Raw genomic sequence first — 13,438 nt, forward strand, 5'->3', positions numbered from 1 at the left:
GCTCACTCATGAACCTTCGCAACATCGCCATCATCGCCCACGTCGACCACGGCAAGACGACTCTGGTCGACCGTCTTCTCCAGCAATCCGGCACCTATCGCGAGAACCAGAAGGTGACCGAGCGCGCCATGGACTCCAACGATCTGGAGCGCGAGCGCGGCATCACCATCCTGGCCAAGGCGGCCTCGGTGCAGTGGAAGGACACCCGCATCAACATCGTCGACACCCCAGGCCACGCCGATTTCGGCGGTGAGGTCGAGCGCATCCTCAACATGGTGGATGGCGCGCTGGTGCTGGTGGACGCCGCCGAAGGCCCGCTGCCGCAGACCAAATTCGTGGTCTCCAAGGCGCTCAAGGTCGGTCTGAAGCCGATCGTCGTCATCAACAAGGTTGACCGCCCCGACGCGCGGGCGACCGAAGTCATCAACGAGGTGTTCGACCTGTTCGCGGCGCTCGACGCCAGCGAGGAGCAGCTCGACTTCCCGATCCTCTACGGGTCTGCCAAGCAGGGCTGGATGGCCGATAGCCCGGATGGATCGCACGAAGCCGGCATGCAGCCGCTGTTCGACCTGATCGTGCGCCATGTCGCGCCGCCGACCGTCGAGGAAGGCCCGTTCCGCATGATCGGCACCATTCTGGAAGCCAACCCCTATCTCGGCCGCATCATCACCGGCCGCATCACCTCAGGCTCGATCAAGCCGAACCAGGCCGTGAAGGTACTGGGCGCCGACGGCAAGATGATCGAGCAGGGCCGCATCACCAAGATCCTCGCCTTCCGCGGCATCGAGCGCACCCCGCTCGATGAAGCCGACGCAGGCGACATCGTCGCGATCGCCGGCCTGACCAAGGGCACCGTCGCCGACACCTTCTGCGATCCGTCGGTCGAGACCCCGCTGGTGGCGCAGCCGATCGACCCGCCGACCGTGTCGATGTCCTTCATTGTCAACAACTCGCCGCTCGCCGGAACGGAAGGCGACAAGGTGACCAGCCGTATGATCCGCGACCGCCTGCTGCGCGAGTCCGAAGGAAACGTCGCGTTGCGGGTCGTCGAAGCGTCGGACAAGGACGCGATGGAAGTCTCGGGTCGCGGCGAATTGCAGCTCGCGATCCTGATCGAGACCATGCGCCGCGAAGGCTTCGAGCTTTCGGTGTCGCGTCCGCGCGTCGTCCTGCAGAAGGACGAGGCAACCGGCGCCACCCTGGAGCCGATTGAGGAAGTCGTCATCGACGTCGACGAGGAGCATTCCGGCGTCGTCGTGCAGAAGATGAGCGAGCGCAAGTCCGAGCTGATCGAGATGAAGCCGTCCGGCGGCAACCGCCTGCGGCTGGTGTTCTACGCGCCGACCCGCGGCCTGATCGGCTACCAGGGCGAACTGCTCACCGACACGCGCGGTACCGCGATCATGAACCGCCTGTTCCACGGCTACGCGCCGTATAAGGGCGAGATCCAGGGTCGCCGCAACGGCGTGCTGATCTCCAACGACCAGGGCGACGCGGTGGCCTATGCCATGTTCAAGCTGGAAGATCGTGGCCCGATGATGATCGAGCCGGGCTGGAAGGTCTACAAGGGCATGATCGTCGGCGAGCATACCCGCGACAACGACCTCGAGATCAACGTGCTCAAGGGCAAGCAGCTCACCAACATCCGAACCACGTCGAAGGATGAAGCGGTGCGTCTGACCCCGCCGATCCGCATGACCCTGGAAAAGGCGCTGGCCTATATCGAGGACGACGAGCTGGTCGAGATCACGCCGAAGTCGATCCGCCTGCGCAAGCGGCACCTCGACCCGAACGAGCGCAAGCGCGCGGAAAAATCCAAGGAAGCGGTGGCGTAAGCCGTCGCTTTCACTCTCTGTCATTCCCCGCGAAGGCGGGGAATCCAGTACGCCGCTGCCTCTCGGCTCTATAACAACTGCCTCTGGGATACTGGATCACCCGCTTTCGCGGGTGATGACAGTGCGTGCCGTGGTGACTTCAGCACTCTTCGCGAACGTGCTAGAGCCCGCTCATGAGCTCCCTGCCCTCCTCCGTTAACGTCGCGATTATCGGCGCGGGTGCCGCCGGCCTCGGCGCGGCGCATGCGCTGGCAGGCTCCGGCCTCTCCGTGATCGTGCTGGAGGCGCGCGACCGGCTCGGCGGTCGGGCCTGGACGGTGCAGGCCTCGCCCGAAGTCACCTTCGACGTCGGCTGCGGCTGGCTGCATTCGGCGGACAACAACTCCTTCGTCGCGATTGCGAAGCAGCTCGATTTCGAGATCAACAAGGACCTGCCGCCCTGGCGCGAGCGCACCTTCGGCAACGCGTTTCCGCAAGCCGAGCGCGACGATTTCATGCGCGCGATGGACGCCTTCTATCAGCGGCTCTGGAAGGCCGCCGAGAAGGGCAAGGATGCACCCGCGAGCTTGAGCCTCGAGCCCGGCAATCGCTGGAATCCCATGATCGACGCGGTCTCGACCTACATCAACGGTTGCGAACTGAAGGACATGTCGACGCTGGACTGGGACGCCTATGAGGACAGTGACCTCAACTGGCGCGTCCGCCGCGGCTATGGCGCGCTCATCGAGGCCTATGGCGCGTCCTGTCCGGTGGCGCTGAACTGCAACGTCACGCTGATCGATCATTCCGGCCGGCGCATCCGCATCGAGACATCGCAGGGCACGCTGATCGCGAGCAAGGTGATCGTCACCGTCCCGACCAATCTCATCGCCAATGAGGCGATCCGCTTCTCGCCGCCGCTCGCCGCCAAAGTCGATGCCGCGGCCGGCCTGCCGCTCGGTGTCGATGACAAGGTCACGCTGGCGCTCGACGATGCCGAGGCCTTCCCTAGGGAAGGAAACCTGCGCGGCGCCACCATGCGCACCGACATGGGCACCTATCATATCCGCCCGTTCGGCCAGCCCTGCATCGAAGGCTTCTTCGGCGGCAGCTTTGCCCGCGAACTGGAACACGCCGGCGAAGGCGCTATTGCCGCGCAAAGCATCGGCGAGATCGCAGGCTTTCTCGGCAACGATATCCGGCGAAAGCTGAAGCCGCTCTACGAGTCGCGCTGGGCGCACGATCCCTTCGCAAGAGGCTCCTACTCGCATGCGCTGCCGGGACATGCCGGGGAGCGCGCCGTGCTGGCCGCGCCGGTGGATGGGCGGCTGTTCTTTGGCGGCGAGGCGACGTCGCCAACCTTCTTCACGACGGCGCATGGCGCGAGGGACTCAGGGGAGCGGGCGGCGCAGGAAGTGCTTGCGGCTATTGGGAAGCGCTGACGAGACCTTAGTGTCGTCCCGGCGAAGGCCGGGACCCATACCGCGTGATCTCTCGGTGAATCAAGATGTTCGTACCGGGGATTGATCCCTCGACTGCAAGGGTTCGCCAAACATCGCCTTGTGGTTATGGGTCCCGGCCTTCGCCGGGACGACACTGAATTTGTAGGCACGACTGCGCTCGCATTGACGAGTCACTCGATCACCCGCGCCCGCAAATCCGCATCCGGCACGAAGCACGCATCATACTTCCCAAAGATGCGGTAGCGATTGCGCGCGATGAGGCTGTAGACGGGGTCTCGCAGCGGCTTCGGCACGGTGAACAGCATGCGCACCCAGCCCCAGCCGGGGAGCTGCGACAGCACCGTCAGCGCAGCGTCCGATTTCATGATTACTTCGCCGCCATGGACCACGGCATTGGTGTCGGGATCATCCGGATCGATGCCGAACGTGCGCGCGAGCCGGGCGCCATAGTCCGACTGGATCGGCGTGAAGCGAAATCGCTTCGCCGTGTCACGCTGCGCGACGAACCGCACCCAGCGCGAGCAGAAGATGCAGACGCCGTCGAACAGGATCACGTCGTCGTCAGGCCATTTTGGCATCAGCGATTATCCAGCATCGGGGGCGTGACCAGGAAATACAGCGTCATGGCTTTGTGCCAGCCACCGGCTTCAGCGCGCGATCGAGTTCGGCGCTCGCGGCTTTGACGCCGGCTTCGCTTTCGATCATCCAGTGACCCTCGCCGCCCGCGGCCGGCAAGGTGCGGAACTCGGCCGTGCCGCCGCTGCCGCGAAACGCGTCGACCAACGCAATCGAAAATGCCGGTGCAAAGTAGCTGTCATTGGCGGCAACGAGCCACGTGACGGGGATACGCGCGGCCTTGCCGAATTCAGCCGCCGCTGCAAGAAGCGTATGCGGCGCGCAGATCCGGTTCGGCTCATCATTGGCATGGCCACCGCGGCCGGGCGCTAAGGCGATGATGGCAGAGATCGCCTTCGGATCGGCATTCGCGAGCGCCAGCGCGCCCCAACCGCCGGCGGAATGGCCGATCACGATCGCGGCGTCCTTGCGGACAAAATCCTGCTTTCGCAAATAGTCCAGCGCGAGCGAGATTTCGTCGGCCGTTGCGCGACCCGAGCGCACGTAGTCCGCCTCGTCACAGCCACCCTGCTCCTCGACATAGCGGCCGCCGGTCGCGCCATGGCCGAGCCGTTCCGGCACCAGCACGGCGAAGCCGCGCGTAACGAGGAATGCACTGAGCGCGCGGTATTCCGGCTGGGGCATTTGTGCGCGCCGCAAGCCATTTTGCGTCGAGGCATGCGCGATCACCGCAAGCCGGAACGGGCCGGCACCTGGTGGACGAAACAGCAGCGCATGCGCGGCGATGTCGGTATCCGGTGATGGCACGCGCCATTGCTGCCGGCGAAACGGATCGCTCTCCGCTCCGGACGAACCAAACGTGACCTGAGCGCACACGGGCGGCGCAGTCAGCAAGGCCAACAGAGGCAGAAGCACAAGGGTATTGAGGAGCCGCATGAATTGCCGGAGCGAGAACAGCGACGTCACACTAGTAGGAACGAATCAATATCGGCAGACTTTCCGCGTTGTCATTGCCGTTCATTCATTGCGCCAAAGCAGTTTTGCACCGACGCATGGCACGCCGGTGCCGTTCGAATTGGCGTCTTGTCTTTTTTCGGTACAACATGGGTAAAATACTGATGCAGAAAGTCCACACGTTAACCGATAATTAACGATAGGTCTTGCCGCCGGCCCGGCGACTTGGTTTGATCACGTCCATGAGCACAACCCTGATCGAGGTCCGGCCGGCCAAAGCTGCAGATGCAACTGCGGTCGCGTCCACCCATGACGAAGCCTGGCGTTCGGCCTATCAGGGCATTATTCCCGGCGCCGAGCTGGAAAAGCTGATCAACCGCCGCGGTCCGCAATGGTGGGATAGCGCGATCCGCAAGGGCAGCCGCGTCAGCGTGCTCGTATTCGGCGACAAGATCGCGGGCTACGCCAATTACGGTCGCAACCGCGCCCGCAGCCTGCATTTCGACGGCGAGGTCTACGAGCTCTATCTGCGTCCCGAATTCCAGGGCCTGGGCTTCGGCCGCCGCCTGTTCACCGCGGCCCGCCGCGACCTGATGCAGAGCGGCCTGAAGAGCATGGTGGTGTGGGCGCTCTCGGACAACGATCCGGCCACCGAGTTCTACCGCGCCTTGGGCGGCCGCATGGTGGCGCGCTCCTCGGAGCGTTTCGGGCCAAAGTCGCTCGACAAGGTTGCCTTCGCTTGGACCAATTGAGCTGCTGAAGTCCGCTCGGCAGCGTTTCCCGTCCGTCGATATCGTTGCCTTTTGAGCCGGTGATCGCCGGATTCATTATTTCACAAAAACACGATGGATAGGCGGGTCAAGCCCGCGTATGACAGTGCCAAAATCGCTGCCGGGCGCGATTTAGCCTCGGCAACAACGGAGCCTTGAATGCGTATCGATGCGGTCTCGATCGGGAAAAACGTGCCACACGACGTCAACGTCATCATCGAAGTCCCCGTCGGCGGCGAACCGATCAAATACGAGATGGACAAGGAAGCCGGCACGCTGGTGGTCGACCGCTTCCTCTACACGCCGATGCGTTACCCCGGTAACTACGGCTTCATCCCGCACACGCTGTCCGATGACGGCGACCCCTGCGACGTCCTCATCATCAACACCCGCGCCATCATCCCCGGCGCCGTCATGAGCGTACGCCCGGTCGGCGTGCTGTTCATGGAAGACGAAGCCGGCGGCGACGAGAAGATTTTGGCGGTGCCCTCGTCCAAGCTCACCCAGCGCTACGACAAGGTGAAATCCTACAGTGACCTGCCGGACATCACGCTGCAGCAGATCCAGCACTTCTTCGAGCACTACAAGGATCTCGAGCCGGGCAAATGGGTGAAGATCCTGCGCTGGGGCGGCCCGGAGGATGCGCATAAGCTGATCCTCGAAGGCATCGATCGCGAGAAGAAGAAGGCCTGAGCTTTCGTGTCCCGGACGCGGTGCATCACGAAGTGATGCGCCGCAGAGCCGGGACCCAGGGTGCCACCTGCACTGGACCCCGGCTCAGCAGCGCATCGTTGCACTGCGTCCGGGGCACGAAAATTTAGTTACACCGCCGGCTTCGGCAGCCCTGCAATCGCGCAAGCCGCGCGCAATGTGTTCACGAGCAAGCAGGCGACCGTCATCTGGCCGACACCGCCCGGCACGGGCGTGATGGCGCCGGCCACTGCGAGCGCTTCCTGATAGGCGACATCGCCGACGAGACGCGTCTTGCCGTCGTCCTTCGGGATCCGGTTGATGCCGACGTCGATCACGGTCGCCCCCGGCTTCAGCCAGTCGCCGCGCACCATCTCGGACTTTCCGACCGCAGCGTAGACGAGGTCGGCGCGCTTCACGAGCCCTGGCAGGTCGCGCGAGCGCGAATGCGCGATGGTCACCGTGGCGTTCTCGTTCAGCAGCAGCTGCACCAGCGGGCGGCCGACGAGGTTGGAGCGGCCGATGACGATGGCGTTCATGCCTTCGAGCGAACCATGCACGCTCTTGGTCAAAATGATGCAGCCGAGCGGCGTGCAGGGCGACAGAGCCTCGAAACCGCCGGCGAGGCGGCCGGCATTGTTCGGATGCAGCCCGTCGACATCCTTGGCCGGGTCGATGGCGTTGACGACGGCCTCGGTGTTGAGGCCCTTGGGCAGTGGCAGTTGCACCAGAATGCCGTGCACGGCGGAATCGCGGTTGAGTTTTGTGACCAGCGCCAGGAGATCTGCTTGCGAGACGTCGGCTGGCAGCTTGTGCTCGAACGAGGCCATGCCGGCGGCCTGGGTCTGGGTGTGTTTCGAGCGGACATAGACCTCGCTCGCCGGGTCGCTTCCGACCAGGACCACCGCAAGGCCCGGCACCAGATTGTGCTCGCGCTTGACGCGGGCGACCTCATCCGCGACGCGGCCACGGAGGTCCGCAGCGATGATCTTTCCATCGATGATCCTGGCCGTCATGTCAGTTCCCTCAGTCTATCGATTTCGATTTGGCTTGGGCGAGCTGGCGCAGGGCTTCGCCGAGCCGCGCCGGGTCGCCATCGACCGCGATCTGCTTAAGCCGCGAGGTCGCTCCGGATAGCAGTTTTACGCTGGCCTTGGGCACGCCAAGCGATTTCGCCAGCAGCACCAGAACGGCCTTGTTGGCTTCGCCGCCATCGGCAATGGCGCGCACCCGCACCTTGAGCACGCTGCGGCCATCGGCCAGCTGCTCGATCCCGTCGATGTCGTCGCGGCCGCCGCGCGGCGTCACCCGCAGCGCGATGCTGATGCCTGCGGCCGAGTAACGCCAAGGTTCCTTGATAACAAGGTTCTTTGGCAACCTAAGGCGCTCCAGCCCGCTTAGATCACGTTCGGGTAGATGTAGTACAGGATCACCCGCTCGATGAACATGATGAGCAGGATCAGGATGATCGGCGAGATGTCGAGGCCGCCGAGGCTGGGCAGGAAATTGCGAATCGGCGCCAGGACCGGCTCAGTGATTCGGTACAGGAACTCTGCCACCGCCGAAACGAACTGGTTGCGGGTGTTCACGACGTTGAAGGCGATCAGCCAGGACAGGATCGCGGACGCGATCAGCAGCCAGACGTAGAGGTCGAGCACGATGATGACGATGTCGAGAACGGCACGCATGGCTTTTGAAACTCTGGCTTCTGAAAACTCTGGCTTCGGTCGGGATTGACCCCTTTTGCTAGATATCGGTTCCCCCCGGCCCAAACAAGGGAAGTCGGTGCCGGGATGGCTAAAACCGGGTTACACCCGTCCTTGACTTGACCTTGCCGGGGACTTAAATGGCGCCCGGTTGTCGGCCGCATTGACCAGAGCGGCCGCAAATGGGGCCATAGCTCAGCTGGGAGAGCGCGTCGTTCGCAATGACGAGGTCGGCGGTTCGATCCCGCCTGGCTCCACCACGCTTCGCCCTTCGGGCTACGCGTGGCGCAGCCACGAGGAGCCTGAAGGGCGAAGCGTGGTGTCCGGCGAAGCCCAAAGGGCGAAGACGGACTGTCTCAGACGGATCACCCCCCTACTTCCCCGTAAACCTTGGCGGCCGCTTCTCCATGAAACTCGCGACCCCCTCCCGGAAATCGCTGCCGCTCAGCGCCACCATCATTTCCCGGTTGGCTTCGATCGTCGCCTCCGCCAGCGTCTGGAACGGCACCTCGTAGAGCTGCCGCTTGATCACGGCCATCGCGCTCGGCGAGACGAAATCGGCGAGGTCGCGCGCATAGGCATAGGTCTCCTCGCGGAGTTTTTCCGGCGGGCAGAGCCGATTCACCAAGCCGATCCGCAATGCCTCGTCGCTCCCCACGCGCCTCGCCGAGAGCAGCAGATCCATCGCATTGGCGTGACCGACGATGCGCGGCAGCATCCAGCTGATGCCATGCTCGGCAATCAGGCCGCGCCGCGCGAAGGCGGTGGTGAACACGGTGTTGTCGGCGGCAAAGCGCAGGTCGCAATAGAGCGCGTGGACGAGGCCGATGCCGGCAGTCGCGCCATTGAGCATGGCGATGACAGGTTTGCCGATCGAGGGGTAGAAGCCATAGCGTGTCTGCCAGTCGGGCCGGCGATTCATGTCGAAGGGCGGCAGGTTCGACGCGCGCCTGACGTCGTCAGGGTCGAGCCCCTTCAGTGCATCCATGTCGGCACCGGCGCAGAACGCGCGGCCCGCGCCGGTGAGCACAATGACGCGGACATTGTCATCGGCGCTCGATGCTTCCATCGCATGGCGCACGTCGCGCTCCATGATGGGCGTCCACGCATTCATGCGGTCGGGGCGATTGAGCGTGATGGTCGCGACCTTGTCGCTGACCTCATAGAGAATGTGTTCATAGGCCATGGCGCTCTCCCTATATTTGCCGGCGCATGTTCGCGCGCTCGTTGGCAGCGAGCCTAGCATATTCAGGGATGAGACAAGGGCTTGCGCCAAGGACCTCTGCGCGAAGGCGCGATCACTCGGCGGCTTGCGCCAACACGGGACGCCGCGCCAGCCAGCCGTCGATGAAATGATCGAGCCAGGCGCGTTCTGCAGCATCGTACACCGCACGATCCGCGAAATGATGATGCCGCTGCCGCGCGCCGGGCGCGCTGAAGCCGTCATAGCCGCGCGTGGTCCAGCGATGCATCATCGCGTAGGTCACGTCGGGATGGAACTGCACGCCGAAAGCGTTGCCCGTGCGGAACGCCTGCACCGGAAAATCGTCACCTTCCGCAAGCAGCTCGGTGCCGACCGGCAGCTCGAAGCCTTCGCGATGCCAATGGTAGACCTGCGCCGGCCAGTCCCGGCACAACGCACGGCCTGCAGACGTCGGGCGGATCGGGTAGTAACCGATCTGGGTCAGCGCATCGGCATGCGGCGCAACGCGAGCTCCTAACTGCTTCGCGAGCATCTGTGCACCGAGGCAGATGCCGAGAAACGGCCGCTGCTCGCGCAGCGGAATTTCGATCCAGTCGATCTCGCGGCGGATGTAGTCGTCGGAATCGTTGGCGCTCATCGGGCCGCCGAAGACCACGGCGCCGGCATGCTGGTCGAGCGTCTCTGGCAGGGCATCGCCGAAGCGGGGACGGCGGATGTCGAGGCGATGGCCGAGCGCGCGTAGCGCATTGCCGACGCGGCCGGGTGTCGAGGATTCCTGATGCAGGATAATCAGAACCGGCAACCGGGTTTCGGGAGCGGCGACGTTCGGCATCCTTCTGGGGAAGGGCACCACTTCTGCGCCACCAAACCTGTCCGTCCGGAACGACATGGTCTCTGCGAGTGCTATCGGTTCAGACCGCCAGCATAACTAAGCGATCGTTAATTTCGTGTGAGTTTGCGCACACACGCCCGATAGTGAAGCAAGCTCCGGGCCACTTCGGACGCAGAGCTCTCTTTAGTGCCGTTGCCTCTGGAACCGATTTGTGGCGGACAGGATGAAGCCGCGCGGGAAGAAACGCAGCGCGAACGGCACAATCTTGATGCCCAGACCGGGAAGGACTGCCCGTTTGTTGGCCATCAGGCCGCGATAGGCCTGCCGTGCGACATCGGCGGCAGAAACATTGAGAAGGGCCGTATCATGTCCGGACCCGACGCCGGCGCGCGCCTGGAATTCGGTGGGCACCGGACCCGGGCAAAGTACCGTGACGCGAACGCCGTGCGGTGCAAGCTCCGCCCGCAAGGCCTCAGTGAGAGATATGACATAGGCCTTGGACGCGTAGTAGACCGCCATGCCGGGGCCGGGCATAAAACCGGCGACGGATCCGACGTTGAGAAGACCGCCCTTGTTCCTGATGAGCTGATCGGCAAAGCGCAGCGACAGATCCGTCAGAGCCCGGACGTTGACATCGACGATGCCGACCTGCTCGACGCGGTCACGCTCGATCGCGTCACCGAATACGCCGAAGCCGGCATTGTTGACGAGATGATCGAGCTCGACGCCTTCGGCGGCGAGCGCCGCCGCAATCTTCTCGCCGGCACCTGTGTCCTGGAGATCGCAGACGATCACGATCGGCCTCTTGCCGCCCTTGGCGGCGAGCTCGTTCGCGAGCGCCTCGAGCCGGTCCGCGCGTCGCGCCGTCAGCGCAAGACGGTGTCCGTTCGCGGCGAACACACGCGCCAGCTCCGTGCCGATGCCCGCCGAGGCCCCGGTGATCAACGTTACCCGCTCAGTCACGATCGAAGTCTCTTCAATTGAAGTTTTTTGGCCCCGCAATTCCGGAACGAGAGCATAGGCCGTGCGCGACAGGCAAGCGGCGCCCGCAGCATGGCCCATCTGAGCGGGAAACAGGGAGAGGCAGAAAACCGCGGATTTGCAGGGAAATCCGGAACCCAGGCAACGCAGAGGCTACATTAAAGTTTTGTCATGTGGTTCCGCACAACCGGCAATTCGCCGGTTGGCCCGGATCAGCCGCCGACAGCGTTGTCCTTGACCCGGCCACCAGCGTGGTCTGCGACCGCGTGCTTCAGGTCGATCCGGTCGCGCTGCGAGACCCCGAGCAGGTCGGAGGCGCGCCAGACGACGTTGTCCTCGAACTCGGTGACCTGACCGTCGGCATAGACCAGCTCCCACATCATCCGGACGATGCGCTTGCGGTCGTCTTCGTCGAGCGAGCGCATGATGATGCTGGTGAAGTGATAGAGATCGACCGCCTCGCCCTCGACCTCCGTCGCATCCGCGATCAGACGATCCGCGGTGCCGCGATCGAGCCCAAAGTGGCTTTCGATCAGGCTGTGCAACTTGCGCTGCTCGGCAGCCGTCGGCTGGCCGTCCAGCGAGATCACGTGAACCAGCAACGCGGTCGCCGCCAGCCGGTAGTCGCTGTCGCCGAATGCGCGGTCCTGGGCATGGGAAGCAACAATGTCGGCGATGAATTGGCGCAGGCCGTCGAGCATAAGAGTCCTACCGAAATCGATGAAGCCGCAGGAGCGCGACCGCTACCAGCATTATATGAGCGGGAAACTCACCCGGCGCAATGTGCGTCAGTTCCGCGCGCCGCATTACGTTTCGGCAATCTGGAGCGCTGTGATTTTGGAGTAGGGCAAGCCAAGTCCGCAGATGTCGTCCCGGCGAAGGCCGGGATCCATAACCACAGGCTGTGGTTTGGCGAAGACCTTGGCAACGACCATCCAGCCCGTTTCGGAAATCACGCGGTATGGGTCCCGGCCTTCGCCGGGACGACACCAATTACGGTATCTCGTACACCACCATCTTGTCGGCGATGCCGCGCAGAGCGGCCTGCTTCTGGATAGGCCTGATTTCGCGCCGCTTGAGGACTTCGACGACCGCCGGCGCATCCAGCACCGGGCCGGTGATGTGGATCTCTTGCGCGGTCGACAGGCTCTGCACGCGCGCCGCGATGTTGACGGTCTGGCCGAAATAATCCTGCCGCTCGTTCAGCATCACCGCGAGGCACGGACCTTCGTGGATGCCGATCTTGACGACGAGGTCGGCGGTGCCGCGCTTTTTGTTGAGCTCGTCCATCGCCCCGCGCATCCGCAAACCCGCCGCGATCGCGTGCTCGGGACGGACGAAGGTCGCCATCACGGCGTCGCCGATGGTCTTCACCACCGCGCCTTTCTCCGACGAGATGATCTCGAGCAGCGCGTGGAAATGGGCGCGCACGAGATCGAAGGCGGCGAGATCGCCGACGCGCTCATAGAGCGCAGTTGACCCCTTCAGATCGGTGAACAGAAAGGTCAGCGAGGTGATCTGGAGCCGCTGGTCGAGACTGAGATTGTCCGCCTTGAACACATCGCGAAACGTCTGGTTCGACAGCATCCGCTTGGCGGTAAGGAACGGCTTGCGCTTGCCGATGAGGTGATGGAGCGCCTCGGCCGCGATGAACACCGACGGCAGCACGCGGACGCCGGCCTGGTTCTCCAGCGACAGCCGCAGCGGGCCCGGCCGCATGGTCGTGGTTCCCGTCGGCGCCTGCACCTTGTTGTACATGATGGCGAATTGCTGACGGTCCTTGGTCGGCTCGCCCTGCACGTCGATGAAATGGGCCGCGTGCGTCACCGGCTCGAAGATGATGATGAAGTCGTTCGGCAGTTGCAGCGACATGGTCGCCTTCTCGCCGGCCGGCAACTCCATCGTATCCAGCGTCACCTCGTTGGCGAGCGTCGCGAACGATTCCTTGTTGAAGTCGACGCCGGAGCTCCAGAACACCTGCTTGAAATACTCCCACACCGGAAGCGTATCAGGATCATGCGCCGCAATGCGCCGGACACGTGAATTGACAGTGAAGGAGACCTCGACCTGATCGTCGACGGAGGTCTTGTAGCCGCAGGCGCAGAGCGCACAGTGATACTCATCCGGCTTGAGCGCCTTCAGGGTCGAATGCGCCCCCAGCACGCCGCCGCAGCCCGGGCACAGTACATTCCAGCCGAGATCGAACAGGCCGAGCCGCGCCGAATGCAGGAATGCCGAGATCGCGTGCTCTTCATCGAGACCGTGCTGCCTCGCGAAATCGAGGACATTGATGCGGTTGAGCTCGTGATCTTCGCCGTCCTCGATGAGGCGCGTGATCGCGTCGACCACCTTCGCATCGGCGGTCTGCTTCAGAACGGAAAACTGGGCCTGGATATCGCTCATCGCGCAACTCTATCTGGTGTGGATCACGCGTCGGCCAGGCGAACG

General features: G+C 63.7%; 14 protein-coding genes and 1 tRNA gene. 5 read left to right on the forward strand and 10 right to left on the reverse strand.

The genetic code is table 11. The annotated features are described in order from the left end of the window. Positions 1-8 precede the first annotated feature (8 nt). Together typA and QCM77_RS07200 are read left to right on the forward strand one after the other, a co-directional pair. Positions 9-1,835: a translational GTPase TypA gene (gene typA / locus QCM77_RS07195; protein ID WP_279667740.1), complete on the forward strand. Its 1,827-nt coding sequence runs from the start codon at positions 9-11 to the stop codon at positions 1,833-1,835. A 173-nt stretch (positions 1,836-2,008) separates the two neighbouring features. Next, complete coding sequence (locus QCM77_RS07200; protein ID WP_279682608.1) at positions 2,009-3,256, forward strand: flavin monoamine oxidase family protein; 1,248 nt, start codon at positions 2,009-2,011, stop codon at positions 3,254-3,256. 191 nt (positions 3,257-3,447) lie between these two features. Here QCM77_RS07200 and QCM77_RS07205 read toward each other — a convergent pair whose 3' ends face one another. Both QCM77_RS07205 and QCM77_RS07210 read right to left on the reverse strand, forming a co-directional pair. Continuing rightward, on the reverse strand, positions 3,448-3,855 hold the full coding sequence (locus QCM77_RS07205) for a thiol-disulfide oxidoreductase DCC family protein (RefSeq protein ID WP_279682609.1): 408 nt from the start codon (positions 3,853-3,855) through the stop codon (positions 3,448-3,450). A gap of 43 nt (positions 3,856-3,898) precedes the next feature. Beyond that, complete coding sequence (locus QCM77_RS07210; RefSeq protein WP_279682610.1) at positions 3,899-4,789, reverse strand: alpha/beta hydrolase family protein; 891 nt, start codon at positions 4,787-4,789, stop codon at positions 3,899-3,901. 260 nt (positions 4,790-5,049) lie between these two features. On the opposite strand from QCM77_RS07210, the gene QCM77_RS07215 reads away from it, so the two are divergent. Together QCM77_RS07215 and ppa are read left to right on the forward strand one after the other, a co-directional pair. Continuing rightward, positions 5,050-5,559, forward strand: coding sequence for a GNAT family N-acetyltransferase (locus tag QCM77_RS07215; protein ID WP_007598725.1), 510 nt, complete (start codon positions 5,050-5,052; stop codon positions 5,557-5,559). Positions 5,560-5,736: 177 nt separating this feature from the next. Further along, the gene (ppa, locus tag QCM77_RS07220) at positions 5,737-6,270 is read left to right on the forward strand and encodes an inorganic diphosphatase (RefSeq protein ID WP_279667702.1); all 534 of its coding nucleotides are present in this window, start codon (positions 5,737-5,739) and stop codon (positions 6,268-6,270) included. 128 nt (positions 6,271-6,398) lie between these two features. On the opposite strand, the gene QCM77_RS07225 is transcribed toward ppa, so the two are convergent. The 3 genes from QCM77_RS07225 to QCM77_RS07235 are packed head-to-tail and all read right to left on the reverse strand — an operon-like array spanning position 6,399 to position 7,955. Continuing rightward, positions 6,399-7,283 (reverse strand): bifunctional methylenetetrahydrofolate dehydrogenase/methenyltetrahydrofolate cyclohydrolase, encoded by an 885-nt coding sequence (locus QCM77_RS07225; protein ID WP_279682611.1) that lies wholly within the window; start codon positions 7,281-7,283, stop codon positions 6,399-6,401. Positions 7,284-7,293: 10 nt separating this feature from the next. Continuing rightward, on the reverse strand, positions 7,294-7,644 hold the full coding sequence (locus QCM77_RS07230) for a DUF167 domain-containing protein (protein WP_279667704.1): 351 nt from the start codon (positions 7,642-7,644) through the stop codon (positions 7,294-7,296). A 20-nt stretch (positions 7,645-7,664) separates the two neighbouring features. Further along, the gene (locus tag QCM77_RS07235) at positions 7,665-7,955 is read right to left on the reverse strand and encodes a YggT family protein (RefSeq protein WP_007598721.1); all 291 of its coding nucleotides are present in this window, start codon (positions 7,953-7,955) and stop codon (positions 7,665-7,667) included. Positions 7,956-8,157: 202 nt separating this feature from the next. Here QCM77_RS07235 and QCM77_RS07240 point away from each other — a divergent pair. Next, a tRNA-Ala gene (locus tag QCM77_RS07240) sits at positions 8,158-8,233 on the forward strand. Positions 8,234-8,346: 113 nt separating this feature from the next. On the opposite strand, the gene QCM77_RS07245 is transcribed toward QCM77_RS07240, so the two are convergent. From QCM77_RS07245 to QCM77_RS07265, 5 genes are all read right to left on the reverse strand, one after another. Then, complete coding sequence (locus tag QCM77_RS07245) at positions 8,347-9,159, reverse strand: enoyl-CoA hydratase (protein WP_279682612.1); 813 nt, start codon at positions 9,157-9,159, stop codon at positions 8,347-8,349. A 112-nt stretch (positions 9,160-9,271) separates the two neighbouring features. After that, positions 9,272-10,066: a glutamine amidotransferase gene (locus tag QCM77_RS07250; RefSeq protein ID WP_279682613.1), complete on the reverse strand. Its 795-nt coding sequence runs from the start codon at positions 10,064-10,066 to the stop codon at positions 9,272-9,274. Between the two features lie 126 nt (positions 10,067-10,192). Continuing rightward, the gene (locus QCM77_RS07255; protein WP_279682614.1) at positions 10,193-10,972 is read right to left on the reverse strand and encodes an SDR family NAD(P)-dependent oxidoreductase; all 780 of its coding nucleotides are present in this window, start codon (positions 10,970-10,972) and stop codon (positions 10,193-10,195) included. 230 nt (positions 10,973-11,202) lie between these two features. Continuing rightward, on the reverse strand, positions 11,203-11,691 hold the full coding sequence (locus tag QCM77_RS07260; protein ID WP_279682615.1) for a tellurite resistance TerB family protein: 489 nt from the start codon (positions 11,689-11,691) through the stop codon (positions 11,203-11,205). Positions 11,692-11,983: 292 nt separating this feature from the next. Beyond that, positions 11,984-13,393 carry an adenylate/guanylate cyclase domain-containing protein gene (locus tag QCM77_RS07265; protein WP_279682616.1) on the reverse strand — a complete coding sequence of 470 codons (1,410 nt, stop codon included), beginning with the start codon at positions 13,391-13,393 and terminating at the stop codon, positions 11,984-11,986. Positions 13,394-13,438 lie beyond the last annotated feature (45 nt).

Origin of the sequence: Bradyrhizobium nivariense, assembly GCF_029846695.2 — a bacterium.
Classification (GTDB): domain Bacteria; phylum Pseudomonadota; class Alphaproteobacteria; order Rhizobiales; family Xanthobacteraceae; genus Bradyrhizobium.

Excerpts from the sequence above, each read along its gene's own strand:
- typA (WP_279667740.1), top strand. The coding sequence starts at position 9 with ATGAACCTTCGCAACATCGCCATCATCGCCCACGTCGACCACGGCAAG.
- QCM77_RS07200 (WP_279682608.1), top strand. The coding sequence starts at position 2,009 with ATGAGCTCCCTGCCCTCCTCCGTTAACGTCGCGATTATCGGCGCGGGT.
- QCM77_RS07205 (WP_279682609.1), bottom strand. The coding sequence starts at position 3,855 with ATGCCAAAATGGCCTGACGACGACGTGATCCTGTTCGACGGCGTCTGC.
- QCM77_RS07210 (WP_279682610.1), bottom strand. The coding sequence starts at position 4,789 with ATGCGGCTCCTCAATACCCTTGTGCTTCTGCCTCTGTTGGCCTTGCTG.
- QCM77_RS07215 (WP_007598725.1), top strand. The coding sequence starts at position 5,050 with ATGAGCACAACCCTGATCGAGGTCCGGCCGGCCAAAGCTGCAGATGCA.
- ppa (WP_279667702.1), top strand. The coding sequence starts at position 5,737 with ATGCGTATCGATGCGGTCTCGATCGGGAAAAACGTGCCACACGACGTC.
- QCM77_RS07225 (WP_279682611.1), bottom strand. The coding sequence starts at position 7,283 with ATGACGGCCAGGATCATCGATGGAAAGATCATCGCTGCGGACCTCCGT.
- QCM77_RS07235 (WP_007598721.1), bottom strand. The coding sequence starts at position 7,955 with ATGCGTGCCGTTCTCGACATCGTCATCATCGTGCTCGACCTCTACGTC.
- QCM77_RS07245 (WP_279682612.1), bottom strand. The coding sequence starts at position 9,159 with ATGGCCTATGAACACATTCTCTATGAGGTCAGCGACAAGGTCGCGACC.
- QCM77_RS07250 (WP_279682613.1), bottom strand. The coding sequence starts at position 10,066 with ATGTCGTTCCGGACGGACAGGTTTGGTGGCGCAGAAGTGGTGCCCTTC.
- QCM77_RS07260 (WP_279682615.1), bottom strand. The coding sequence starts at position 11,691 with ATGCTCGACGGCCTGCGCCAATTCATCGCCGACATTGTTGCTTCCCAT.
- QCM77_RS07265 (WP_279682616.1), bottom strand. The coding sequence starts at position 13,393 with ATGAGCGATATCCAGGCCCAGTTTTCCGTTCTGAAGCAGACCGCCGAT.